General features: G+C 37.4%; 27 protein-coding genes, 1 pseudogene and 2 riboswitches. Of the genes and pseudogenes, 25 read left to right on the top strand and 3 right to left on the bottom strand.

Going from position 1 to position 25,602, the window contains the following annotated elements; all coding sequences use genetic code 11:
- Positions 1 to 11: 11 nt before the first annotated feature.
- From BK574_RS10605 to BK574_RS27000, 15 genes and pseudogenes are all read left to right on the top strand, one after another.
- Positions 12 to 839, top strand: coding sequence for a purine-nucleoside phosphorylase (locus BK574_RS10605; protein WP_078428580.1), 828 nt, complete (start codon positions 12 to 14; stop codon positions 837 to 839).
- 13 nt (positions 840 to 852) lie between these two features.
- Positions 853 to 2,154 (top strand): pyrimidine-nucleoside phosphorylase, encoded by a 1,302-nt coding sequence (locus tag BK574_RS10600; protein WP_142247943.1) that lies wholly within the window; start codon positions 853 to 855, stop codon positions 2,152 to 2,154.
- Between the two features lie 217 nt (positions 2,155 to 2,371).
- Positions 2,372 to 3,535: a D-alanyl-D-alanine carboxypeptidase family protein gene (locus BK574_RS10595; protein WP_075384877.1), complete on the top strand. Its 1,164-nt coding sequence runs from the start codon at positions 2,372 to 2,374 to the stop codon at positions 3,533 to 3,535.
- A gap of 298 nt (positions 3,536 to 3,833) precedes the next feature.
- Positions 3,834 to 4,184 carry an anti-sigma F factor antagonist gene (spoIIAA, locus tag BK574_RS10590; RefSeq protein WP_075384876.1) on the top strand — a complete coding sequence of 117 codons (351 nt, stop codon included), beginning with the start codon at positions 3,834 to 3,836 and terminating at the stop codon, positions 4,182 to 4,184.
- Positions 4,185 to 4,186: 2 nt separating this feature from the next.
- Positions 4,187 to 4,627, top strand: coding sequence for an anti-sigma F factor (gene spoIIAB, locus BK574_RS10585; RefSeq protein ID WP_075384875.1), 441 nt, complete (start codon positions 4,187 to 4,189; stop codon positions 4,625 to 4,627).
- A gap of 12 nt (positions 4,628 to 4,639) precedes the next feature.
- Positions 4,640 to 5,398, top strand: a complete 759-nt coding sequence (gene sigF / locus BK574_RS10580; RefSeq protein WP_078428579.1) for an RNA polymerase sporulation sigma factor SigF — start codon at positions 4,640 to 4,642, stop codon at positions 5,396 to 5,398.
- A gap of 157 nt (positions 5,399 to 5,555) precedes the next feature.
- Positions 5,556 to 6,179, top strand: a complete 624-nt coding sequence (locus tag BK574_RS10575) for a stage V sporulation protein AA (RefSeq protein ID WP_075384873.1) — start codon at positions 5,556 to 5,558, stop codon at positions 6,177 to 6,179.
- Positions 6,169 to 6,591, top strand: a complete 423-nt coding sequence (locus BK574_RS10570; RefSeq protein ID WP_075384872.1) for a stage V sporulation protein AB — start codon at positions 6,169 to 6,171, stop codon at positions 6,589 to 6,591. The genes BK574_RS10575 and BK574_RS10570 overlap by 11 nt, the downstream gene beginning before the upstream one ends.
- Before the next feature lie 18 nt (positions 6,592 to 6,609).
- The gene (spoVAC, locus tag BK574_RS10565) at positions 6,610 to 7,071 is read left to right on the top strand and encodes a stage V sporulation protein AC (protein WP_075384871.1); all 462 of its coding nucleotides are present in this window, start codon (positions 6,610 to 6,612) and stop codon (positions 7,069 to 7,071) included.
- Between the two features lie 91 nt (positions 7,072 to 7,162).
- Positions 7,163 to 8,179: a stage V sporulation protein AD gene (gene spoVAD, locus BK574_RS10560; protein WP_078428578.1), complete on the top strand. Its 1,017-nt coding sequence runs from the start codon at positions 7,163 to 7,165 to the stop codon at positions 8,177 to 8,179.
- Positions 8,179 to 8,529, top strand: coding sequence for a stage V sporulation protein AE (spoVAE, locus tag BK574_RS10555; protein WP_075384869.1), 351 nt, complete (start codon positions 8,179 to 8,181; stop codon positions 8,527 to 8,529). Before spoVAD ends, spoVAE begins: the two co-directional genes overlap by 1 nt.
- A gap of 4 nt (positions 8,530 to 8,533) precedes the next feature.
- Entirely contained in the window at positions 8,534 to 9,106 is a 573-nt protein-coding gene (gene spoVAEA, locus BK574_RS10550; RefSeq protein WP_078428577.1) for a stage V sporulation protein SpoVABEA, read from the top strand.
- Positions 9,099 to 10,577, top strand: a complete 1,479-nt coding sequence (locus BK574_RS10545; protein WP_078428576.1) for a spore germination protein — start codon at positions 9,099 to 9,101, stop codon at positions 10,575 to 10,577. The genes spoVAEA and BK574_RS10545 overlap by 8 nt, the downstream gene beginning before the upstream one ends.
- Before the next feature lie 96 nt (positions 10,578 to 10,673).
- Positions 10,674 to 10,852, top strand: a riboswitch (Lysine riboswitch).
- A 97-nt stretch (positions 10,853 to 10,949) separates the two neighbouring features.
- Positions 10,950 to 12,269, top strand: a complete 1,320-nt coding sequence (lysA, locus tag BK574_RS10540; protein ID WP_078428575.1) for a diaminopimelate decarboxylase — start codon at positions 10,950 to 10,952, stop codon at positions 12,267 to 12,269.
- A gap of 251 nt (positions 12,270 to 12,520) precedes the next feature.
- Positions 12,521 to 13,266: pseudogene (locus BK574_RS27000) on the top strand (IS200/IS605 family accessory protein TnpB-related protein).
- Positions 13,267 to 13,756: 490 nt separating this feature from the next.
- Here BK574_RS27000 and bioA read toward each other — a convergent pair.
- Entirely contained in the window at positions 13,757 to 15,115 is a 1,359-nt protein-coding gene (gene bioA, locus BK574_RS10520) for an adenosylmethionine--8-amino-7-oxononanoate transaminase (protein WP_420796933.1), read from the bottom strand.
- On the bottom strand, positions 15,090 to 15,833 hold the full coding sequence (bioD, locus tag BK574_RS10515; RefSeq protein WP_078428572.1) for a dethiobiotin synthase: 744 nt from the start codon (positions 15,831 to 15,833) through the stop codon (positions 15,090 to 15,092). Before bioD ends, bioA begins: the two co-directional genes overlap by 26 nt.
- Before the next feature lie 201 nt (positions 15,834 to 16,034).
- On the opposite strand from bioD, the gene BK574_RS10510 reads away from it, so the two are divergent.
- The 9 genes from BK574_RS10510 to BK574_RS10475 all read left to right on the top strand — a co-directional run bounded on the left by BK574_RS10510 (position 16,035) and on the right by BK574_RS10475 (position 23,848).
- Entirely contained in the window at positions 16,035 to 16,619 is a 585-nt protein-coding gene (locus BK574_RS10510) for a biotin transporter BioY (RefSeq protein ID WP_078428571.1), read from the top strand.
- Positions 16,620 to 16,713: 94 nt separating this feature from the next.
- Positions 16,714 to 17,148, top strand: coding sequence for a peptidylprolyl isomerase (locus BK574_RS10505; RefSeq protein WP_078428570.1), 435 nt, complete (start codon positions 16,714 to 16,716; stop codon positions 17,146 to 17,148).
- A 536-nt stretch (positions 17,149 to 17,684) separates the two neighbouring features.
- A complete protein-coding gene (ltrA, locus tag BK574_RS29050) occupies positions 17,685 to 18,392 on the top strand; it encodes a group II intron reverse transcriptase/maturase (protein WP_338020591.1) in 708 nt (235 codons plus the stop codon).
- Positions 18,393 to 18,403: 11 nt separating this feature from the next.
- Positions 18,404 to 18,952 (top strand): group II intron maturase-specific domain-containing protein, encoded by a 549-nt coding sequence (locus BK574_RS29045; RefSeq protein ID WP_338020590.1) that lies wholly within the window; start codon positions 18,404 to 18,406, stop codon positions 18,950 to 18,952.
- A 249-nt stretch (positions 18,953 to 19,201) separates the two neighbouring features.
- Positions 19,202 to 19,349, top strand: a riboswitch (FMN riboswitch).
- A gap of 321 nt (positions 19,350 to 19,670) precedes the next feature.
- Entirely contained in the window at positions 19,671 to 20,756 is a 1,086-nt protein-coding gene (ribD, locus tag BK574_RS10495; RefSeq protein WP_078428569.1) for a bifunctional diaminohydroxyphosphoribosylaminopyrimidine deaminase/5-amino-6-(5-phosphoribosylamino)uracil reductase RibD, read from the top strand.
- A 4-nt stretch (positions 20,757 to 20,760) separates the two neighbouring features.
- A complete protein-coding gene (gene ribE, locus BK574_RS10490; RefSeq protein ID WP_078428568.1) occupies positions 20,761 to 21,414 on the top strand; it encodes a riboflavin synthase in 654 nt (217 codons plus the stop codon).
- 16 nt (positions 21,415 to 21,430) lie between these two features.
- Positions 21,431 to 22,624, top strand: coding sequence for a bifunctional 3,4-dihydroxy-2-butanone-4-phosphate synthase/GTP cyclohydrolase II (locus tag BK574_RS10485; RefSeq protein WP_075384859.1), 1,194 nt, complete (start codon positions 21,431 to 21,433; stop codon positions 22,622 to 22,624).
- A 53-nt stretch (positions 22,625 to 22,677) separates the two neighbouring features.
- On the top strand, positions 22,678 to 23,148 hold the full coding sequence (gene ribH, locus BK574_RS10480; protein ID WP_075384858.1) for a 6,7-dimethyl-8-ribityllumazine synthase: 471 nt from the start codon (positions 22,678 to 22,680) through the stop codon (positions 23,146 to 23,148).
- Between the two features lie 352 nt (positions 23,149 to 23,500).
- The gene (locus BK574_RS10475; RefSeq protein WP_078428567.1) at positions 23,501 to 23,848 is read left to right on the top strand and encodes a GNAT family N-acetyltransferase; all 348 of its coding nucleotides are present in this window, start codon (positions 23,501 to 23,503) and stop codon (positions 23,846 to 23,848) included.
- A gap of 289 nt (positions 23,849 to 24,137) precedes the next feature.
- On the opposite strand, the gene BK574_RS10465 is transcribed toward BK574_RS10475, so the two are convergent.
- Complete coding sequence (locus BK574_RS10465; RefSeq protein ID WP_078428565.1) at positions 24,138 to 24,665, bottom strand: DUF309 domain-containing protein; 528 nt, start codon at positions 24,663 to 24,665, stop codon at positions 24,138 to 24,140.
- Between the two features lie 156 nt (positions 24,666 to 24,821).
- Between BK574_RS10465 and BK574_RS10460 the strand changes: the two genes are divergently transcribed.
- Positions 24,822 to 25,592 (top strand): segregation/condensation protein A, encoded by a 771-nt coding sequence (locus BK574_RS10460; RefSeq protein ID WP_078428564.1) that lies wholly within the window; start codon positions 24,822 to 24,824, stop codon positions 25,590 to 25,592.
- The last annotated feature ends 10 nt before the right edge of the window (positions 25,593 to 25,602 follow it).

The following is a 25,602-nucleotide window of genomic DNA, read 5'->3' as shown; positions in this document are numbered from 1 at the left end:
GGGTTTATCATATGGAAAATATGTTAGTCAAAATTAATGAATCAGCAGCATATATAGAAGGAAAAATTTCAGGTAACCCGCAAATTGGGTTAATTCTTGGATCTGGTCTCGGAGAATTGGCAGAAGAAATTCAAAATCCAGTGAAAATCCCTTATGGAGAAATTCCTAATTTTCCCGTATCTACAGTAGAAGGTCATGCTGGTCAACTTGTTATTGGCCAACTGGAAGGAAAACAAGTCATTGCGATGCAAGGTCGATTTCATTATTATGAAGGGTATTCAATGCAAGAAGTAACTTTCCCAGTCCGGGTTATGAAACAGTTAGGTGTAGAGTTAATAGCTGTAACGAATGCTTGTGGTGGCATGAATAAAACATTTGCTCCTGGAGATTTAATGATTATTACCGATCACTTAAACATGACTGGGGACAATCCGTTAATCGGTCCGAACTATAATGAACTAGGTCCACGCTTTCCGGATATGAGTAGCGCCTATACACCAGAGTTGGTAAGTTTTGTCGAACAAGTTGGGAAGAGCCTTGATATTAAACTTCAAAAAGGTGTGTATGCAGGTGTTACTGGTCCTACCTATATGTCGGGTGCAGAATTGATTATGTTACGAAATATAGGGGGCGATGTCGTTGGGATGTCAACGGTTCCTGAAGTTATCGTAGCGAGTCATGCCCAAATGAAGGTTATAGGGATTTCATGTATTACAGATATGGCGATCGGTGAAGAACTAGAAGGAATTACCCATGAGCAAGTGGTTGAAGTAGCCAATCGCACGAAACCGAGGTTTATTAAGCTTGTAAAGCAAATTGTGGGGGACATCAAGTTGTGAGGTGTGAAGTGCGATGAGAATGGTAGATTTAATAGAAAAGAAACGGGACGGTGCAGAACTATCAAAAGAAGAAATTGAATTTATTATTCAGGGCTATACAACAGGAGAAATTCCTGACTATCAAATGTCTGCCCTTGCGATGGCGATTTTTTTCCGAGATATGACACCGCAAGAAAGAGCTTCTTTAACGATGGCGATGGTGGAATCTGGTGACCAAATCAATTTAGCGTCAATTGAAGGAATTAAAGTAGATAAGCATTCAACTGGTGGGGTCGGCGACAAAACAACAATTGCGTTAGCACCACTAGTCGCGGCTGTCGGAGTTCCAGTAGCTAAAATGTCTGGTCGTGGATTAGGACATACTGGAGGAACCATCGATAAGCTTGAAGCGATTCCAGGATTCCATGTAGAAATAGATACGAACGAATTTAGTGAGTTAGTGAATAAAAATAAAGTCGCTGTCATCGGTCAAACTGCAAATTTAACGCCAGCTGATAAAAAGCTATACGGGCTTCGTGACGTAACAGCTACGGTTAACTCAATACCGTTGATTGCGAGTTCTATCATGAGTAAAAAAATTGCGTCTGGAGCAGATGCAATTGTACTAGATGTCAAAACGGGATCTGGTGCGTTTATGAAAGAATTTGAAAAGTCGAAAGAATTGGCCGAAGCAATGGTTGCAATTGGGAATAACCTCGGAAGAAAAACAATGGCCATCATATCAGATATGAATCAACCACTTGGATTTGCGGTTGGAAATGCTTTAGAAGTAAAAGAAGCGATTCAAATGCTAAAAGGTAAAGGTCCAGATGATTTATTAGAACTATGTTTAACACTTGGTAGCTATATGGTATATCTCTCCAATCAAGCTTCCTCTATAGATGAGGCGAGAGAAAAACTATTAGATGCGATTGCAACTGGTGCGGCAATTAAGAAATTAAAAACTTTTATTGAGGCTCAAGGTGGTGACTCTTCTGTAGTTGATGACACCAATCAGTTACCAGAAGCGTCGTTTGCAATTCCTGTTAAAGCAGATAAAGGTGGCTATATAGCTAAAATTGTTGCTGACAAAATTGGATTAGCAGCGATGACATTAGGAGCAGGGAGAGCAACGAAGGAGTCGATTATAGATTTAGCTGTTGGCATTAAACTCCATAAAAAAATTGGTGATCAAGTAAAAGAAGGCGAAACGATAGCGACCCTTTATAGTAACAGTGAAAATGTTGACAGTGTTATTGAGTTAGTACAAGGGTCATATACGATTGTTCAAGAAAAAGTCGTTGCTCCAACACTAATATACGAAACCATTTCATAGTTTTTTTAAGGCTAACATTACGTTAGTCTTTTTTTTACGCCAAAAAGATTAATTTCTTTAAAAATTATCAGAAAAAATATCGATTTAATCAATTGACGATAAAATCGTGTCGTTCTAATGTATAAACCTTTATTAATTGGAAAAAATTATTAGAAAAGCTATTGTCTTGTCTTAACTATCTAGAAAATCAATCACAAAATTGGAGGTCATTGGAATCATGAGGGCTATCATTTCATCATTGTTATCGTTCGTACTCGTTATGAGTATGTTTGCTACAAGCGGTTTAGCTGCTGAAAAAGGGGTACAACTAGCACCAGAATCTTCTTCAGCGATATTAATTGAACGTGATACAGGCACCATTTTATTTGAAAAAAATAGTGACAAAGAGTTACCACCAGCAAGTATGACCAAAATTATGACGATGCTTTTAATTATGGAGGCACTTGATAAAGGTAAGATTAGGTACGATGATAAAGTTCGTACAAGTGAACGCGCAGCCTCAATGGGAGGTTCACAAATCTTTTTAGAACCTGGAGAGGAAATGACGGTTACGGATATGTTAAAAGCCATTGCAGTAGCATCTGGAAATGATGCGTCAGTAGCTATGGCGGAACACATTGCAGGTTCTGAAGAAGAGTTTGTTCGTATGATGAATGAAAGAGCTAAAGAGCTTGGACTTCAAAATACAAACTTTAACAACTCGAATGGTTTACCTTCGCCTGACCATTACACGACTGCAAAAGATTTAGCCTTAATGTCTAAAGAATTACTAAAATATCAAGACATTACTAAATTTACAGGGATCTATGAAGATTATTTACGTCAAAACACTGAAAAGAAATTTTGGCTCGTCAATACAAATAAGTTAGTGAAGTTCTATCCAGGTGTAGACGGCCTGAAAACAGGCTATACGAGTGAAGCAAAATATTGCTTGACGGCGACAGCTGAGAAAAATGGAATGCGTGTAATCGCAGTTGTTATGGGGGCTCCATCTCCAAAAGAGCGAAATAGGCAAATTACAGAAATGTTAGACTATGCATTTAGTCAATATATGACTCATAAGTTATACGATCGTGAACACGAATTAGCTCAAGTCAAAGTAAGTAAAGGTGCACTGAATAAAGTTGGTGCAGTAACGGCTGAACCTGTTTCATTACTAACGAAAAAAGGTGAAACCGTTGAAGATATGATTGAAAACGTAAGGATAGTTGAAGATTTAAAAGCACCTATCAAAAAGGGAGATAAAATTGGTGCACTTATTATTGAAAATGATGGAAAAGTCGTTTCAGAAACCGATTTAGTTGCAGCTGAAGATGTACATTCGGCTTCATGGTGGAAGTTATTTAAACGAACACTTGGGAAATTTGGACAAGTACAGTAATAAGTAGGATTCAGGATAACGTAGACTTTAAAAACTTTTGTTGCGTTTTGACGAAAGGAAACTAAAATTTTTACTATTTAACACTAATTAACACTAGTTTTGTCAGTGAGCAGGAGTAATCACTAACTATATAGAAACTCTCTCTAGCATAACAATTGGAACATTTAACCCTTTAGGGAGATTTACTTCTTATAAGGGTTAAAGGATAAGAAAGAGCGATTACAGCCATCCTTGGCGATCAATCGTATTTTTCTAAAACATTTCTATTGTTCCTACTACCATTTAGGGAGTGAGATCTGTGAGTTTAATCGTTGATTTAGAGCAAAAAGGCAGTGTTTTATTAGTTCGTCTAGAAGGAGAACTTGATCATCACACTGCTGAGCTGTTAAGAACGCAAGTGGAAGAGCAGTTTCAAAAGCAAGAACTGAAGCATATTGTCTTAAATCTTGAACAGCTTTCGTTTATGGACAGTTCTGGTCTTGGAGTTATATTAGGTCGCTATAAGCAAGTGAAAAATATTGGCGGCGAAATGGTAGTCTGTGCAATTTCACCAACAGTGAAACGATTATTTGAAATGTCTGGCCTGTTTAAAATTGTGAGGCTTGAAGAAAGTGAACAGTTCGCCTTACAAACGTTGGGGGTGGCTTAATTATGAAGAATTCTATGGAGATAAAGTTCTCAGCTTTAAGTCAAAATGAGGCGTTTGCTCGTGTAACTGTTGGTGCATTTGTTGCACAACTTGATCCGACGATGGAAGAAATTACGGAAATAAAAACGGTGGTTTCAGAAGCCGTTACAAATGCGATAATACATGGCTACCATAACCAACCAGAAGGAACTGTATTTATTTCAGTAACACTTGAACAAGATACAATTGAACTCATTATTCGTGATGAAGGTGTAGGCATCGATAATATCGACGAAGCTAAACAGCCGTTGTATACAACAAAACCTGAGTTAGAACGGTCTGGAATGGGCTTCACGATTATGGAAAACTTCATGGATGAGCTTCAAGTCATCTCTGAACCGATGATGGGAACAACTGTATATTTAAAGAAATATCTATCAAAAAGCAAAGCCATGTGCAATTAAGGAGTCCTGCCTATGGATGTGGAGGTTAAGCATGGAAATAACGATGCCTACTTAAAAGATGATGAAATTAAAAAGTTGATTGAAAGAAGTCAAGCAGGTGATTCAGAGGCAAGGGATTTAATTGTGAACCGAAATACTCGCCTAGTTTGGTCTGTTGTTCAACGTTTTTTAAATCGTGGATACGAAGCTGACGATCTATTTCAAATTGGTTGCATTGGTTTAATCAAATCAGTTGATAAATTTGACCTTTCTTACGATGTGAAGTTTTCAACTTATGCTGTACCAATGATCATTGGAGAGATACAGCGATTTTTACGAGATGATGGGACGGTTAAGGTAAGTCGTTCGATTAAAGAGTTAGGCAATAAAATCCGTAAAGTAAAAGATGAACTATCAAAAACGCTAGGTAGGGTACCTACCGTAAATGAAATTGCAGAAAAATTAGAAATTTCACCTGAAGAAGTTGTATTTGCAGGAGAAGCGAGTCGTTCTTTAACGTCGATTCATGAAACTGTCTATGAAAATGATGGGGATCCTATTACATTGTTAGATCAAATTGCGGACCAATCGGAAAATAAGTGGTTCGATAAGATTGCACTGACAGAAGCGATCCGACATTTAGATGAAAGAGAACGTCTAATTGTGTATTTGAGATACTACAAAGATCAAACACAATCGGAAGTGGCCGATCGTTTAGGGATTTCTCAAGTACAAGTGTCAAGACTTGAAAAGAAAATACTCGAACAAATTAGAGATCAAATGGGCGAATAGCCCTTTGGTCTTTTTTTGTGCCTTTAATTTCTTTCTAAACAATAATTCGTAATAAGTATAAAAGCAATGTGGAAGCTTTTCTTAACTAGAAATACATAATTTAGTATTTAATGCAAAACCTAACGATATAAGTATTTCATGCTTTGGAGGGAGAGGTATGAGTGAGCTAGTAGTCTATATCCGAATGAGGCATAAAGTAGAAGTAAAAGTAAAACAGCAAGTAAAAATCGGTGATTTAGCACAAGTCATTGCTGATCCTTCTATAAGAGAAAAGATCATTCATCTTCCAATTCACAAAGTGGACCCGAGTGATAAAAATTTTGTTTTAATTGATGTAATGAAAGTTATCTTAGCCATTAATAAAGTATTTCCTGATAGTGATGTCCAATCCATTGGTGCGGCACATACAATCCTTGAAGTAAGATTACCTACTAAAAAAATAGAACCAGTATACTTTGTATTTATTTGGTTGCTTTTATTTATAGGTGCTGGAATGGCGATCATGAATTTTCATGAGGATGTTAGCATGAGAGAAGTTCATCAACGGATGTTTATTACGGTAACCGGTAACGAAATCGCTAAACCTTTAATATTGCAAATACCTTACTCAATAGGGTTAGGGTTAGGAATGATCCTATTTTTTAATCATGTTTTTCGTAAACGACTGAATGAAGAACCAAGTCCTCTTGAAGTTGAGATGTTTAAGTATCAACAAGATTTAGATCAGTATATTACGTATCATGAAAATAGTGAAAGTGAAACGAAATTGAATGACAATTGAGGCTGTATTATCAATTCTTATCGGTTTAGCAGGTGGGTTTGCGGTGGGAGGTGGTTTTGTCGCTTTCTTAACGGTACTTGGAGTAGTACCACGACTTACCCAATTATCTAAAACAGGTAAATATATTCATATCTATGAATGGGCAGTTATATTAGGTGCATTAACAGGGTCGTTGTTTAGTTTAAATAATATCGTCTTACATCTTAGTGCTTTACTACTTATTCCAATCGGCTTAGCGGAAGGAATTTTTATTGGATTATTAGCAGCAGCCTTGACAGAAGTATTAAACGTATTTCCTATTCTAGCTAAGCGTCTTGGAATTGCGGAAAAAATAATCGTACTTATGATGGCGATAGTCTTAGGGAAAGTATTTGGATCACTTTTCCATTGGATTTATTTTGTAGATCAGTAGAAGGAAGGTCATGGAGAGATGGAGGACAATACCAAGTTACAAAAAGAGTTCCAGAAAAAAATTAAACCTTTCCAACCAAAAGTTCACTATATAAAAAATGGAAGTAAAGCCTTTGTTGTTGGTGGTATTATTTGTGCCATTGGACAAGGAATTTCTAACTTTTATTTGAGAGTTTTCGACTTAACGGAGACAACTGCTGTTAGTCCAACAATTGCCACACTAATATTGATTGCTGCATTAATGACGGGTTTGGGTATATTTGATCGACTCGGTCAGTTTGCAGGAGCTGGTGCAATTGTTCCAGTCACTGGTTTTGCTAATGCAATAGCAAGTGCGGCTTTAGAGCATCGGAGTGAAGGGCTTGTTCTTGGAATTGGTGCTAATATGTTTCGAATTGCAGGTGCAGTCATTGCTTTTGGAGTTGTTTCCGCTTATTTAGTCGGTTTGACACGGTTATTAGTTCAAACGTTAATAACGTAATGATGGTGCTCACTGGATTACAAACTTGCTCATTTATCATTAAGGGTTTTAATTTGTATTCCTTTTAACACTAATGAATTGGAGAAAACGAATGAATATAAACGAAAAGCAAACATGGCACTTCAAGGAGGATATATATGTAGAAGCAACAGGAACAGCTGTAGGGCCTTATGAAAGTAATGGACCATTAACCGAGAGCTTCGATAAGTGCTATGACAACTTATATTGTGGTGAGGATAACTGGGAGTTAGCTGAACGTAAATTAATGATGGACGCCATTTCGATCTGTTTAAAAAAGGCAAATAAAACAGAAAAAGAAATTAATGTATTACTGGCGGGTGATCTTTTAAATCAGAATGTCACATCCAATTATGTAGCTAGGCAGTTAAAAATCCCTTATCTTGGTACATTTTCAGCTTGTGCAACTGCAATGGAAACCGTAGCAATAGGTGCTTCTTTGATTAGTGGTGGCTTCAGTAACAGAGTGATTGCAGCCACAAGTAGTCATAACGCAACAGCTGAAAGGCAGTTTCGGTATCCGACAGAATTTGGTGGACAAAAGCCAGATACTTCGACATTTACAGTTACAGGTGCCGGTGCCTTACTTCTTAGTAAAAAACCTACGTCTATTAAAGTGACCCACGCAACTGTTGGAAGAGTGATTGATATGGGGATCAAAAACCCTTTCAATATGGGGACAGCAATGGTTCCTGCTGCGTTAGATACGATTATGACGCATTTGAAAGATACAGGGAGGTCAGATAGTGATTATGATCTAATCGTAACAGGTGACCTTTCAATCATTGGGAGTAAAGTTCTGAAAGAGTTACTTAGAGAACAAGGAATTAAACTAAGAAATAATTATCAAGACTGCGGTGTTATGATTTTTAGTCGTGATCAACCTGTTTTTGCAGGAGGAAGTGGATGTGCATGCCCAGCTGTTGTGACATATGGTCATTTATTAAAAGAGATGCAACTTGGAAAAATCAGACGAATGCTAGTGGTGGCAACTGGAGCGTTAATGAGTCCGACAATGATGCAGCAAAAAGAGTCGATCCCGTGTGTAGCGCACGGAGTTGTCTTCGAATCAGAGGTGATTGATCCGTGATGGAATACTTTATTGCATTTGCAGTAGGTGGTGGAATTTGCTTTGTGGGACAATTACTACTCGATGTTTTTAAAATGACTCCATCACATATGATGAGTACCCTTGTGGTTGCAGGTGCACTATTAGATGGGTTTCATTTATATGATAGGCTTATCGATTTTGCAGGGGCTGGTGCAACGGTTCCGATAACAAGTTTTGGACATTCCTTAGTCCATGGTGCAATGACAGAAGCTGAACGTTACGGATTTTTAGGTGTGGGGATGGGGATTTTTGAAGTCACTTCTGTCGGTATTTCCACGGCAATTTTATTTGGTTTTTTAGTTGCCGTTATATTCAAACCTAAGGGGTAATAGGATGAAACCACGAAGACAAGTGATACTAATTACCGATGGTGATGAATCAGCTAAGAAAGCTGTTCAACATGTAGCGAAAGAAATTGGTGGACGATGTATTTCTAGTTCTGCAGGCAATCCATCAACGTTAACAGGCGATGAAATTGTCAAGTTAATTGGACAAACTCCTTATGATCCTATTTTAGTAATGTTTGATGATTGTGGATACAAAATGGAAGGTCCAGGAGAACAAGCGATGAAGTACGTAGTCAATCATCCAAACGTCGAAGTTATAGGTGCAATTGCTGTAGCTTCTCATACGCATTTTGCTGAATGGACAAAAGTGGATGTATCAATTGATCGCTTCGGGAAATTAACAGAATTTGGTGTTGATAAAAACGGATTACCAGATTTAGAAATTGGGAGAATAGATGGCGATACTGTTTATATTTTAGATGAATTAAAAATTCCGATTGTCGTAGGTGTTGGAGATATTGGGAAAATGGGAGGTTTTGATACTGTCGAAAGAGGAGCACCGATTACAAGGAAAGCAGTAGAAATTATTTTAGAACGGAGGGGATGGAAGCATGAGTAAACGGTTACTGAATCCAGAGAAACAACCGATTACAAATAATATTTTTGATAATGAAACTGCGATAAAAAACCGCATAGGGATTGGAACAAGTTTCGATGTAGGTATTAGGAAATTCAATATTTTAGGAAAGCAAATACAAGTATATTTTGTAAATGGCTTGAGTGATACCCAATATATTATTGAGATATTTAAAGAGTTGAGCAAGCTTGATGTAAGAAATGAAAAAACGACAAATGTTAAACAGGCAATTGAAAACCATTTAATGCATCAACAAGTTGAAATGGTTAAAACGATAGACGATGCAATTACACAAATGTTATCTGGCTTAATCTTTATCCTTCTCGAAGGAGAAGATGAGGCCTTTGTTATCGATGTTCGAAGTTATCCAGGAAGAGGACCTGATGAACCAGATACAGAAAGAGTGGTAAGAGGAGCTCGCGATGGTTATACCGAGAATATCATTCAAAATACAGCATTAACACGTAGGCGAATTAGGGATGAGCGATTAAGAAATGAGATTATGCAAGTTGGAGTTCGCTCAAAAACAGATATTTGTATTTCGTATATTGAAGATGTTGCTGACCCTGATCTAGTTAAAATCATAAAAAAAGAGTTAGAATCGATAGAAATAGACGGACTAACTATGGCAGATAAAGTGGTTGAAGAATATATTGTTAAACAAGGCTCGAATCCATTTCCGTTAGTCCGCTATACAGAGCGACCAGATGTTGCGGCAACTCACTTATTTGAAGGTCATGTTCTTATAATGGTGGATACATCACCAAGTGTCATTATTACACCTACTACTTTATTTCATCATGTCCAGCATGCGGAAGAATATCGACAAGCTCCGGCAGTTGGGACGTTCTTAAGATGGGTACGTTTTGCGGGAATGGTACTTGCTATGTTTATTCTTCCTCTTTGGTTACTTCTAGTTATTCAACCGAATTTATTACCAGAAATGTTAGACTTTATCGGTCCAAATGAAACAACAAATGTTCCCATATTTGTCCAAATGGTGCTTGCCGAGCTAGGGATTGAGTTATTGAGAATGGCGGCAATTCATACCCCGTCACCATTAGCAACAGCGTTAGGTTTAGTCGCAGCACTATTAATCGGTGAAATTGCGATAAATGTTGGACTTTTTGTACCTGAGGTTATTCTTTACGTCGCGTTAGGAGCAATTGGAACATTTGCTACCCCAAGTTATGAGTTAGGAATTGCGATGAAAATCGCAAGACTAGTTTTATTATTTGTCGTTGCGATCTTTAAGTTACCTGGATTTGTAATCGGCACAACTTTATTTATTTTATTTTTAACAGCTATTAAATCGTTAAATAAACCATATTTATGGCCATTAATGCCATTTAACCCTGCGGCGTTTTGGCAAATACTCGTTCGTGTCTCAGTACCTTCAATTAAACGCCGCCCTAGTATCGTGAGTCCTAAAGATCCAATTAAACAACCTTAAAGGTATAGAAAGACTAACAATAAAGAATATTGCCACCTAGTAAGGATTATGTTAAAGTGGACCTAATAATTATATAAGTCCCTCATTTCATTATGAAAACGGGGTAGAGGTGCAGTGAGAATGAGTATGTCTGATGAGCGAGATGGGAGCAATGAAACAGACAGAAAGGTCGATTTGCCGAAGTAAAGGGATAGTACCATCTATTCTTTTACTGGTGTGTTATTGAATAAATGATACACTGTCACTGGAAATTTCAGTGGAGTACTATTCTATAAATGAGGTTACTCTTGCTATGGCTTGGTCATAACAGCTGGTGTAACTACATTAGCTGTTTTTTGGGGTTAGTTGATGTGAAGATAGGAGAGAGAAACGATGCATTTACACGGTACAAGTAAAATTAATGGCTTAGGTCACCTGGAAATTGGTGGTTTAGATACAGTTGAACTTGCAAACAAATATGGCACTCCTCTTTTTGTCTATGATGTAGCTTTAATTCGTGAGAAAGCGAAAGCGTTTAAGAAGGCTTTTAACGAATTAGGAGTTAAGAATCAAGTCGCTTATGCTAGTAAGGCATTTAGTTGCGTTGCAATGGTTCAACTTGCAAATGAACTAGAGTTAAGTTTGGATGTTGTTTCTGGTGGGGAATTATATACGGCAATGGTTGCTGGTTTTCCGATGGAACGAGTTCATTTTCATGGAAATAACAAAAGTCCTGAAGAAATAGATATGGCAGTTCGAGCAAATATTGGTTGTTTTGTTGTTGATAATTTTTATGAATTAGAATTGTTGAAGCGAGCTGCAGTTCAACACCAACGAAAAGTATCTATTTTATTAAGAACAACACCAGGTGTGGAAGCACACACACATGATTATATTACTACGGGGCAAGAAGATTCGAAGTTTGGTTTTGATTTATTAAGCGGCCAAGTCAATCAAGCAATCGAATGGGCGCTGGATTGTGAAGAGCTAGATCTACTCGGAATTCATTGTCATATCGGATCGCAAATCTTTGAAACAACTGGTTTTGTGATGGCGGTTGAAAAGCTTTATAGTTATATTGAAAGCTGGTCCAAAACATTAAACTTTGATTTGAAAGTATTAAATTTAGGCGGCGGTTTCGGCATTCGTTACATCGAAGGTGATGAGCCATTACCAGTAGGAGATTATGTTAAGGCTACGATTGAAGCTGTTCAAAAACATGTAGAGAACTTGAACTTATCTATGCCTGAAATTTGGATTGAGCCTGGTCGCTCACTCGTTGGTGACGCCGGAACCACGTTATATACTCTAGGCTCACAAAAAGATATTCCTAATGTTCGTCACTATTTATCTGTAGATGGTGGAATGACTGATAACCTTCGTCCAGCACTATATCAAGCCAAATATGAAGGAATACTTGCTAATCGTGCCAATGATTCAGTTCAAGCGAAGTATTCAATTGCTGGAAAATGTTGTGAAAGTGGTGATATGCTTATTTGGGATTTACCGTTACCGCAAGCTAATCACCAAGATATTTTGGCTGTCTTCTGTACGGGGGCATATGGGTATTCAATGGCGAATAATTATAATCGAATTCCGCGGCCAGCTGTTATTTTCGTTGAAGATGGAGAGGTGCAGATAGTTATAGAAAGAGAAACGTACGAAGATTTAGTTCGCTATGATTTACCGTTAAATACGAAAGAAAAAGTGTAAAGATTATTTAGAGCTCACTCTCTATTTTCAATTATGAGAAGTGAGCTCTTTTTTTATCCTTTTAGGCAAGAAGACTCCATCTGATTTGTGTTAAGGGCGTTAGCCCAACAATTCAGGTGGAGATGAATTGCCGTCAACCGATAGGTTTAATCCTTTTGCTTATTTGAAATCATTTTCCATTTTCTAAAGAACTGACGTTCGCTTATTTTTTTGTCCAATGATATAATAAGTATTAGACTAACAAATAGTGTATGAAGGCAGATGTTAATTATTTGGGTGTTCAATCAAACTCCGTTCAATCGATTCGCCGAACGTTGTATTCGGACGTGAAGAGCTTTTTTGAGTCGCTAAAAAAATGGAAGACGAATTCAGATGCTTTCACAGGTCGTCCACAATTCCCGAAGTATTCTTCCACTACTGAGAAACGCATAATCGAAATCTATCAAGTTCCGAAAGTAGACAAAGACGGGTACTGGTCAATTCCGATGAACGTTGAATTTAGAAAACGTTTCGGTTCGATTTAAATTCGTATGCCACAAGCCGTAGGCTTATTGTTCAAAAAAGTCAAACAACTAAACATCGACACCATTGTTGTTGGTTATAACGCTGGTTGGAAACAAGAGTCCGATATGGGCAAAAAGAACAATCAACAATTTGTTCAAATTCCATTTCATAAACTGATTTCTTCCATCGAAAACAAATGCCTGAAAGAAGGCATTCGTTTCAAAAAACAAGAAGAAAGTTATACATCAAAAGCTAGTTTCTTAGATAGAGACACTATCCCTGTTGGTCGAAGGACGATAAGACGAACTACTCATTCAGTGGTAAACGTATACATCGTGGTCAGTATCAAAGTAAAACTGGACCATGTATCCACGGTGACATCGACGGCGCATTGAATATTTTGCGTAAATCAGAAGTCGTAGAGTTGGATGAAAATCTTAAAGTCAAAACTCCAATCAAATTGGAAGTACAAAAACGTAAAACTGTTGCTTAGAGCATAGTTTAGTGGGTGCGTCAACCATCCATGTGTACTCGACTTGTCGGGGCTTGTAGCACACGCCAGAGTAATCTGAGTGGTGGTGTCTTCCGCAAGGAAGAACTGCTCTTTTTCGAAAGGGTGGTGTGCAAGTGGGAAAACGATAGTTCGTCGCCAGTACCAACCAAAAACAGTGTTTGGGGAGTGTTTAACAGCACTTGCTATTTAGAGCGTCAAATCGTCTTAACGAGGAGACCTGAGTAGCAAACCCAAGCCCCCACTGAAATAGGAACCGTAAGGTTCTCAGTGGGGGTACGTTGACTCCGTTGAACTAATACTAAGCTTCCCATTTCAAGGCTTTGAGGATACAAGAAAGCCGATGTGGAAATAAGTTATAGTAGAACTTGGGAGTTGACCTAGTAACCTACTAATAAATTACCTTAAATAACTGTGTCCTTTAATAAAGCTGAAGGTACTAATTTGAATTGTAGCCCTTCAGCTTTGCTTATTATGGAATCGCTATTACTTCTGTCGTTTCTTTAATAGCTTGCTTCATAATTGCTATCATTTGTTCTAGCTCTTTATAGGTTGTAGCAAGTGGTGGCATAAATACGATAACATCTCCTAATGGACGAGACAACATTCCAAGTTCACGCATTTTTAATGTTGTTTTATAACCTATTCGGTCTCCCCATGGGAAAGGCTCTTTCGTGTCTTTATTTTTTACAAGCTCTACTCCAACCATTAACCCTAATTGCCGGATATCACCTACATGCTCGAGCTTATTCAGAGATTGTAATTGTTCTGAGATATACTCAGATTTACTTTGTACGTTCTTAATGATCTCTTCCTTTTCGAAAAGTTCAAGGTTAGCAAGAGCAGCGGCACATCCTAATTGATTACCTGTATAAGAATGGCCATGAAAAAACGTTTTTAATTCGGAGTAGTCAGCATAAAAAGCATTATACACTTTTTCGCTTGCCATTGTTGCGGCTATAGGTAGGTAACCACCTGTGATTCCTTTTGCAATTGTCATTAAATCAGGTTGAACATTTTCGTGTTCTACTGAAAACATCTTCCCTGTTCTCCCAAAGCCAGTAGCAACCTCATCAACAATGAGTAAAATGTTGTACTTTTTACATAGTTCCTCAATGCCCTTTAAATAGCCTTTAGGCATAACGTTCATTCCACCTGCACCTTGGATCATCCCTTCAATAATAAAAGCAGCAATTTCCTCGTTCTTTTCGGAGAAGAGCTGTTCAACTTCATGTAAGCATTCATTTTTTATCGTTTCAGGGTCTGAACTTTCATTGCGATATACATTTGGAAATGATACTTTGTAACTATCGAACATCAGCGGATGATAAACCGTATGAAATATGTCAACAGCTCCAACGCTGATCGCGCCGACCGTATCGCCGTGATAACCGTTTTTTGTCGTTACAAATTTTTGTTTTTTTGGATGTCCTAAATTTCTCCAATATTGAAAAGCTAACTTTAAGGCGATTTCAACAGCTTCTGCACCGCTATCAGAATAAAATACACGTGTTAAGTTAGTAGGGGTTATACCGACTAACTTTTCTGCCAATTCGGTTGCGGGTATGTTGGTTGCACCCAATAAAGTAGAATGGGAGATTTTTTTAAGTTGCTCAATAATTGCTTCATCAATTTCAAATTTGCGGTGACCGTGAACATTAAGCCATAGAGAAGAGTAGCCATCAAGATATTTTTTTCCATTAATATCCGTTAAATAAACACCTTCTCCTTCTGAAATAATTAAAGGATCTTCATCGTAATCTTTCATTTGTGTAAATGGCAACCATAAATATTTTTTGCTTTTTTCAATCCATTTTGTTGATTCGTTCACAAAAATGCTCCTTCCATTTTTCGATTAGATAATCAATGTTTATTTGTTCGATTAGACGTAATATGAAAGTCTTATCGTTTAGACGGTGTTCTAAATCTTCTACAAATGGTAACTTTCCTATGACTGGAATGTCGGTCATTTTTTCAATCATTTTTACATTTTCCTGTTGTGCCAATTTCTCACTATCTTGAAAACCGTTCATAATAATCCCAGTGATGGGGAGTTCGAGTTGTTGTATGTATTGAACGGTTAAAGTTGTATGATTGATCGTTCCTAAGCCAGCTTTTGCTACGATGATCACTGGAAGTTGAAGCTCCTGCATTAAATGTGACACACAATAAAATTCATCTATTAGCGGTACGGCAACTCCGCCAGCTCCTTCGACGAGTACACATTGATTTTCCTTATTAAGTTTACGATAATCTTCGCAAATTTGTTTTTTTTCGATTATTACTTGATCCCATATTGCTGCAAGATGAGGAGAAACCGGTGCTTTTAACAAATAGGTGGCACTATGAGGCCAATTCTCATTGTTAATTTTTTCGTACATGTCAACATCAGGGGCAATCAGTTGCTTTTCTCTATATATTGCACCACTTTGAACAGGTTTGTATGGAATTGTTCGAATACCTTTTTCATTTAGAGCAGCAGTTAGTAAACCAGTAATTATCGTTTTGCCAACATCAGTATCAGTTCCTGTTATAAAAAAACCAGACATAGCTACACCCTTTCTAGTAAACTAATTTTAATAGAAGGTTAACATTAAAAATGTTAAATTTCAACAGAAAAAGGTGAATTTATAACAGTTATATCTTTTTAATTGGTTTATAGTTATATTGTCAACTATTTATAAAAAATAGTTGACAATTTAAAATTTAGCAGATTACTATTACTATTAAATGGAAGGAGAAGATGAACTATGAAATTAAAAGCAATTGATATTTCAATAGCGGGATTATTTGTTGCTTTAATGGCAATTGGGGCAAATGTTGCACCTTATTTAAGCATTGGTGGTGTGCCAATTACATTACAGCTTTTGTTTGCTATTCTAGCGGGTACATTATTGGGAAGTCGGTTAGGATCAATATCAATGATGGCATATTTATTAGTAGGGTTAATAGGGGCACCAGTATTTGCTCAATTTAAAGGGGGCTTTGCAACTCTTATTGGGCCGACTTTTGGCTTTGTTGTTTCCTTTATTTTTGTCGCTTACGTTGCTGGTAAACTGGTTGAAACTCACGCGAAACCTAAACTATCTACATTTTTTATCGCTTCATTTGTTGGTCTATTTCTTAATTATGTAATAGGTACCCATTGGATGTACGCAGCATTACTCATTTGGGCAGAGGCACCTGAAGGGTTTAGTTATTTCGTCGCCTGGTCTTGGATGGTCCTTTATCTACCTTTAGATTTAGCAGTATCAACTGTTGCAGCGATTATTTCGCCACGTTTGTATAAGGTCATTCAGGGCTCTAAATACTTACAGAAGCAACGTGTGGCTTAAACAAATACCTCCAGTATAGGAAAATTTCACATTAACTTCGTTTTATAGTAAAATAAAACGGATGTGAAATAAAACATTTAGGAGGAAATACATAATGAAAAAAGGAAGTATTAAATTTGAAAACGGTGAAGAAATCGTATTTGAATTGTTCTCAGAAGAAGCCCCAAACACTGTAGCTAATTTTGAAGAGTTAGCGAATAAAGGGTTTTACAATGGATTGACTTTCCATCGTGTTATTCCTGGATTTGTAGCACAAGGAGGTTGCCCAATTGGAAATGGGACTGGTGGAAGTGGGAATACAATCAAATGTGAAACTGAAGGAAACCCTCATAAGCATGTAGCTGGTTCATTATCAATGGCTCATGCAGGGAAAGATACTGGAAGCAGTCAGTTTTTTATTGTACATGAACCACAACCTCATTTAGACGGTGTTCATACGGTATTCGGTCAAGTTATAGAGGGAATGGACACTGTTTTACGCATCCATCAAGGTGACGTAATGTCAGAAGTGAAAATTTGGGAAGAGTAATAGAAGAGAAGGGGTTGACACTTGGTGTCAACCCCTTTTTATATGTGTGCCAGGCATGGCAACTATCTAGGTGGTGAAAGTCCACTGTGGGGGTACACATCGACCAACCACTAAGGAAGCGCAAGGTACTTATCGTGAGGTAAGGGCTAGAGGAAGCGTGGAATAAAATCTTGGCTCGACGAACAGAAATCTGATACCAAGGCTTTATAAAGGGATGAGGCTCCATGACAAGTCAAAGTCCAAAAGATGTGCGTAACTTTATAGAGTAAATCAGGCGAGTAAAAGAGGAAAGATAGTTGTCTTACCCTGGGAGATCATGTACATATGTACATTCGAAAAAGGTTAACCGCAAGAAGTCAGCAGAAGCCATAGTAATGAGTAATCTCATGAAGGGCTGAACAATTTATAGTGTTTCAACGCCACGAATGCGTAAGTGACGAACTCCGAATGTGTTAATGGTGAAAGAATGAGCGTATCTCAAAGGATAGCCAAAATGGAGCTATCACTTACTACGTGAGAGGAGAGGAGAAACGAGTGTGAAGCTTTTAGAGCAGATTTTAAGTAATCAAAACATGAACGAAGCTTACCTGCGTGTTTATAGAAATAAGGGTGCAAGTGGGGTCGACGGAGTAACAGTCGACGAACTAAAACAATATCTGAAAGAGAACAAGGATGAACTGCGCCAGCGCATCAGAACAAGAAAATACCAACCACAAGCTGCCTTAAGAGTGGAGATCCCAAAAGAAAATGGAAAGATGCGCAAATTGGGAATACCAACAGTAGCGGATAGGGTAGTTCAACAAGCAATTCACCAAGTACTTAGTCCGATATTCGAAAAGCAGTTCAGTGAATTCAGTTACGGCTTTAGACCAAAAAGAAGTTGTGAGATGGCAATTATAAAAAGCTTGGAATATCTGAATGATGGACACGATTGGATAGTGGACATTGACCTTGAAAGATTCTTCGATACAGTCCACCACGATAAACTCATGCGAATTATTGCCAACACAATAGATGATGGAGACGTTATCTCTCTAATAAGAAAATATCTTGTTAGTGGGGTCATGGTGAATGGGAAATATGAAGAAACACCAACCGGGACTCCGCAAGGAGGTAACCTCAGTCCATTATTGAGTAATATTATGTTGAATGAACTCGATAAGGAATTAGAAAGTAGAGGATTACGATTCATAAGATACGCTGATGACGCACTCATCTTTGTGAAAAAGCCGCTGACAGAGTGATGAAATCAATCGTGAGATTTATAGAAGAGAAATTAGGATTGATAGTAAATGCCGAAAAGAGTAAAGTTTCTCGCCCAAAAGAGTTAAAATTCTTGGGATTTGGGTATTATTATGATCCTAATAACAAGAGATATCAAGTGCGGCCTCATCCAATTTCAGTACAGAAATTTCAAAGGAAGCTTCGACAATTGACAAAGCGAAATTGGAGTGTTCCGTTAGACTACCGAATACTGAAACTGAAACAAGTCATATTCGGATGGGTGAATTACTTTAGAATCGCAAATATGAAAACAGCAATGAGTCGAATAGATAAGAAATTACGCTCAAGATTAAGGGTAATCATCTGGAAACAATGGAAGGTAGCGAAAAAACAAATCAAGTCGCTAACTCAATTAGGGATACCTGAAGAAGAAGCGAAAGGATTAACGTTCTGCCGGAAAGGTTATCGGTATATCGGATTATCGAAAGTTGTTCAAAAAGCAATCTCAAACAAAAGACTAAACCAAAGGGGAGTACCCTCTGCTTTAGAACGTTACTTAAAAGTACACACTGTAATATAAATTGAAACGCCGTATACGAGACCCGTATGTACGGTGTTGTGAGAGGGGCGAAAATAGGTTAACATATTTTCCCTCTACTCGATTTCGATTACGAGTTGCTTCAAAATTGAGATTTCATCAAACTCATCAATAAATCTTTAACATGATTTTTAACTCAGTTATTTGCAAGACTGAATACGATATATATCTTATAGTTGACGAATGTCTTTCATTAGATATACAATTTAGAAAATAATATAGTTTTCATATTGTTTCCTTCGGGGCAGGGTGTAATTCCCTACCGGCGGTGATGAAACGTAATGTTTCTTAGTCCGTGACCCGTTATGAATTATTTATAACGGTGGATCTGGTGAAACTCCAGGGCCGACAGTAAAAGTCTGGATGAGAGAAGGAAGAAAAGAGCGCGTAGGTGTATAGAGGTGGAATCTATCTAATTGTGGAAATTCCATTATCTTTCGTACACAATACGAACGTTTATTTAGTGTTGTCTTTTCTTTCGATGCTTAATAAAAGGCTGTCCCAAAAGCTAAGAAATAGTCACGATCTGTACGTCAATGTATAGAGGGTGAACGAGATTTCTTAAGGGGCTGCCTTTTTTTGTATTCTTTTTTAGTTAACTTCTTTAGAGGGTTATAGTATAAGAAAAGCCATTGATTTCAACTTGATTGCGATCAAGCGTGTTTTTCTAATAACGTCATGAGAGAAAGAGGTTAGTAAGATGAATGACCGACAGTATATGGAACTCGCAATTCAAATCGCACGTTCAGCACAAGGACAAACAACACCAAACCCACTAGTCGGTGCCGTTGTTGTAAAAGACGGTCAAGTGATTGGTATGGGCGCACACTTAAAAGCTGGTGAGCCACATGCAGAAGTTCATGCTATTCGAATGGCAGGTGATAAAGCTGAAGATGCCACGATTTATGTAACGTTAGAGCCTTGCAGTCATCATGGAAAAACGCCACCTTGTGCTGATTTAATTATCCAATCAAAAATAACACGAGTTGTTATTGCAACAACTGACCCTAATCCGAAAGTTAGTGGTAGAGGAATAGAAAAGTTGAAAGATGTTGGGATAGAAGTAGAAGTAGGCCTTATGAAAAAAGAAGCCGACGAATTAAATGAAGTCTTTTATCACTTTATTAAGACTAATAAACCATTTGTTACGTTAAAATCAGCTGTGAGTCTTGACGGAAAAATTGCAACAGTTACAGGTGATAGTAAATGGATTACTAGCAGTGAAGCTAGAGAAGATGTTCATTACCTGAGACATACACACGATGCGATTTTAGTTGGTGTAGGTACAATATTAGCGGACAATCCATCTTTGACAACAAGAATGCTGACGGGTGGAAAAAATCCTATTCGGGTTATCCTTGACTCCAAGTTGCGTACCCCTTTAGATTCAACCGTTGTGACAGATCGTTGTTCTAAAACCTGGATTATAACAACAGATTATGGTAATAAGATGAAAAAAGAGAAATTAGAAAAACTAGGCGTGACTGTCCTATCTTTAGGAGAAAATATTAGAATTGAAAAACTTCTAACCATTTTAGGAGAAAGAGGCGTTACTTCATTATTTGTAGAAGGTGGAGCGACGGTCAATTCAAGTTTTCTACAAGAACGAGCAGTCAATCAAGTCATTACGTACATCGCACCGAAAATCATTGGGGGAAAGACTGCCCCAAGCTCATTTGGTGGTGAAGGGTTTCAAACGATGGCAGATGTGTTAGAGCTTGAAGTTAAACAAGTCAAACAAATGGGCCCTGACATAAAAATTATTTCCGTTCCAAAGGAGGGATAGCATCATGTTTACAGGGATTATTGAAGAGTTAGGTATAATTGAAAATATTAGGCAAAATAACGAAGCAGTTGTTATGACAATTGGTGCCGATCAAATTTTAAAAGATGTACATTTAGGGGATAGCATTGCTGTAAATGGAGTCTGTTTAACAGTAACTTCGTTTGATAATCATAAATTTACAGTAGATCTCATGCCTGAGACGGTGAGAAGTTCAAGCTTAAAAACGTTACAACGAGGTTCAAAAGTAAATTTAGAGCGTGCAATGGCAGCGAATGGACGGTTTGGTGGTCATTTTGTATCTGGTCACGTAGACGGTGTCGGGAAAATCAAAAAACGAGAAGCGGTTGACAATGCTGTGTATTACCAAATAGAAATATCTCCTGAACTCAGAAGGTATATTCTTTTTAAAGGATCTGTAGCAATAGACGGGACAAGTTTAACGGTGTTTGGTGTTGATGAAACATCTTTTACCGTCTCAATTATTCCACATACTTTAAGTGAAACCGTCATAGGTCACAAGCAACCTGGGGATATTGTAAATATCGAATGTGATATTGTCGGGAAATACATTGAACAATTTATTACAGAAAGAATACCACAACAAGGAATAAAAAACTCGTTAACGGAAAGTTTTCTAGAAGAACATGGGTTTAAATAAAAAAGGGGGGAAGATCATGTTTGATCCGATTGAAGAAGCCATCTATGAGTTAATGCAAGGTCGAGTTGTCATCGTGTGTGACGATGAAGATCGTGAAAATGAAGGGGATTTTATTTCACTAGCAGAGAAAACGACACCAGAAGTGATTAATTTTATGATTAAGTACGGAAGAGGCTTAGTTTGTGCACCGATTACAGAAGAACGTGCAAAACAATTGGACCTATTCCCGATGGTCGATCATAATACAGACCCACATGGAACGGCTTTCACAGTAAGTATTGATCACCATACTACAACCACAGGAATTAGTGCCCACGAGAGGTCAGTAACGGTTCAAGCATTAATTGACGAAGATACGAAAAAACACCACTTTAAACGACCAGGTCATATCTTTCCTCTGGTAGCTAAAGATGGTGGAGTGTTACGGCGAGCGGGCCACACAGAAGCCGCAGTGGATTTAGCTCGTTTATCCGGAGCGAAGCCTGCAGGCGTCATATGCGAAATTATAAATGATGATGGAACAATGGCTCGTGTACCTGATTTACGTAAAATTGCAGATGAGCATGAACTGAAAATGATAACAATTAAAGATTTAATTGAATATCGTCATAGAAAAGATAAATTAGTCGAAAGAGAAGTGGAGATTAATTTACCGACAGAATTCGGAGATTTTAAAGCTATTGGCTATACAAATGTGTTAGACGGCAAGGAGAATATTGCATTAGTAAAAGGAGAAATTCTATCTGACGTTCCAACGCTCGTACGGGTCCATTCCGAGTGTTTAACAGGTGATGTATTTGGATCGCAACGTTGCGATTGTGGACCACAACTGCATGCCGCTCTTGCTCAAATTGAACAAGAAGGAAAAGGTGTCCTTCTATATATGCGTCAAGAAGGGCGTGGTATCGGTCTTATTAATAAGTTAAAAGCTTATAAGCTACAGGAAGAAGGTTATGATACTGTTGAAGCGAACGAAAAGTTAGGCTTTGCTCCTGATTTACGTGAATACGGGATTGGTGCCCAAATTCTTCGTGAGTTAGGGATTACGCAAATGAAATTATTAACTAATAATCCAAGAAAAATTAAAGGTTTAGCAGGTTACGGGTTAGAAGTAGTAGACAGAGTTCCACTTCAACTACCACATAACATCAATAATGAAGATTATTTAAAGACAAAGCACGAAAAGCTTGGTCATATGTTACACTTCTAAAAAAATATTAAGTGAAAGAAGGGGTTAGACCCCTACATAAGGAGGAAGTATTAATGGGAAAAGTATTTGAAGGAAATTTAGTTGGTTCGGGATTAAAAGTAGGAATCGTAGTTGGTCGATTTAACGAATTTATTACGAGTAAATTATTAAGTGGTGCAGAAGACGCTCTTAAACGTCATGGTGTTGCTGAAGAAGACGTTGATATTGCATGGGTACCAGGTGCATTTGAAATACCGCTAGCAGCAAAAAAAATGGCTGAAACAAATAAATATGATGCTGTTATCACACTCGGAACGGTTATACGCGGTGCAACACCACATTTTGATTTTGTTTGTAGTGAGGCGGCAAAAGGAGTATCTCGACTTACACTTGATACAGGAATTCCAGTTATTTTTGGAGTACTAACAACGGATACGATTGAACAAGCTATTGAACGAGCAGGAACAAAAGCAGGCAATAAGGGATGGGATTCAGCGACTTCAGCAATTGAGATGGCAAACTTAAGTCGTTCTTTTAATCAGTAAGCTCGGTTGATTTTTCCGCAACAACTTGAAATTAATTGTAAGAGGAGAGCATGACAGTTACTACCGTTATGCTCTCTTTTTTATTTAGAGCATGAATAGTTTGTTGACTACAGTGAATTGTTGGAAACCCTTTACAACTTCCATTTGCAATGGTATTCATTGGCATGGCGTAAGCGCTAAATGAAAAAGTATATTATTTATTCATTAACGTTTTCACTCAACTGACATATTATATAAGTAACGTTTCTCGTTTTTTTTTCTAAACATCACACAATATTTGATGAGAATGTGATAAAATTTAATTTGGTAGCTTACGCATGACAGTTTTTAGAAAGATTGAAGAGGGATTGATATGTTAATAAAATATAAATCTACTTATAAAAAGATTGCGATGGGGCTATTGTCGTACATGCCGAATCAAAAACAAATAAAATTGTTACAAGAAACAATAGAAAAGTATGAACATGATAACAGATGGCAATTATTCTTATGGAAAGAAGAAGATATTGTCGGGGTAATAGGAATCTATGAAGACGTAGACGGTGATTTTGAATTATGTCATGTTTGTGTAAATCCCTCTTTCCGTGATGAAGGGATTGGAAAAAAAATGCTTCAAGCTGTACAAGAAAAAATTAATGGTACACTTCGACCTAATCAAGATACAAAAGAGTTTTATACGGCATGCTTGTTAGATGTGTAAGGGTGGACTCCAAAATAAAGTGTTTGTCACACTAAGAACGAAATTAAATGCTTCTGGGAAAAAGGCATTTAAAACGGGTAAAGTGATGAAACGAACACTTTTGAGTCACCCTTTATTTTTTGTTTGGAATAGACTTTATCCCGCACCAACTGGCAGTATTACCCCCACTTCCAGACTTCGAGGAATTAATGAAGGATAAGTGGGGGACAAGTTGCAAGTAACAATTTGAAAAGTAATTATCTTATAGCTCTTACTTAGTAAAAGGCCTGAATAACTTACTAATAACTTACTAATTGGCTTTGAATCTTTTTTTTATTTGCTGTTGTCTAGCTCGCTCATTAATAACGTCCGCACGGTTTCGAAGGGAATGTTTGTTGATCAGGTAATGATTATTCAAGTCACTAGGAGCGCCCCATTGAAGCTCTTTTTTTGTACAGTGGTTTCTACAGACTCGAAGGAGCTCTTCGTTGTTAATTGGGATGTTGTAATCTTGATAAGGAGCTTTTTCTTCGATGTCTTTTTTTATGTTTGGTAAGTCTTTGAGTAATTGGTCGCTATCTACACCTAAATCATGTATTTTTGAAGTTTCTTTTGTAAAAAGTTGTTGAGAACTAATGAGCATTCGTTCAGCACCTTTGTAATTTTTTCGACGATAATGATAAAGAGCAACAGCTAGTTGAATGAACCCAACCCAAACTTGTTCTTTGGCACCTGCTTCGGATTTCCAGTATTCTTCTAAAACTTCATGACATTCGAAAAAATCACGTTCAACATGAAAGTAAAGTAAATAATCAATATAAGCTTGTGGATATTTCATGAAATGAGCCTCCATAGAGAAATTTAGTCAAAGTGTATCATAAGTTATTTTCATATGAAACTAATTGGCTTTTTTTATGGAAATAAACAGAGCGCTCCTAATAAAATATGATATAATCCTGTCTAGCAACGGTTTTTAATAGAAATTGGTGATGATATGAATAATCAATATAGTGTGAAACTAGATGCATTTGAAGGCCCCTTAGATTTATTACTTCATCTTATTAATCAAGCAGAAGTAGATATTTATGACATTCCAGTGGCGAAAATTACAGATCAATACATGCAATACATTCGAACGATGCAAGAGTTACATTTAGATATTGCAAGCGAATATTTAGTAATGGCTGCGACATTATTGGCTATTAAGAGTAAGATGTTACTTCCCAAACAACAAGAGGTATGGAATGATACGGACGATAGTATTGAAGTGGATGAAGAAGATCCTCGTGAAGAATTAATGATACGTTTAATTGAATATCGAAAGTATAAAGAAGCAGCAATGGAGTTACAAGATCGCCAGGTGGAACGTTCATTAATTCATACGAAGCCACCTGTTAATCTCGAAAGGTTTTTTCCGCAAGAAGATCGGAAAGAAGTAACATTAAAGGGAATTACTCTTTATGATATGTTAGAGGCTTACCAATCGATGCTTAAACGAAAAAAAATGCAAGCACCTGTTGCTAAAACCGTAAAAGGTCAAGAATATTCAATTGAGAATAGAATGGGTGAAATTATGGAGGATCTAATCCGAACAGGAGGCAAACGAAATTTCTATTCATTATTTCCTGTACGTGAGCGATCACATATTGTGATTTCATTTTTAGCTATTTTAGAACTAATAAAGAAAAATGCAATAATTTGCGAGCAAGAAAATAACTTCTCAGACATCATGATTTACATCAAGAAGGAGGGCTCGTTTCATTGACATTGTTTAA

Origin of the sequence: Alkalihalobacterium alkalinitrilicum (assembly GCF_002019605.1) — a bacterium.
In the GTDB taxonomy this organism is placed as follows: domain Bacteria; phylum Bacillota; class Bacilli; order Bacillales; family Bacillaceae_F; genus Alkalihalobacterium; species Alkalihalobacterium alkalinitrilicum.
Note: the sequence above shows the minus strand (reverse complement) of the source record. Positions and strands in the feature narration are given on the sequence as shown.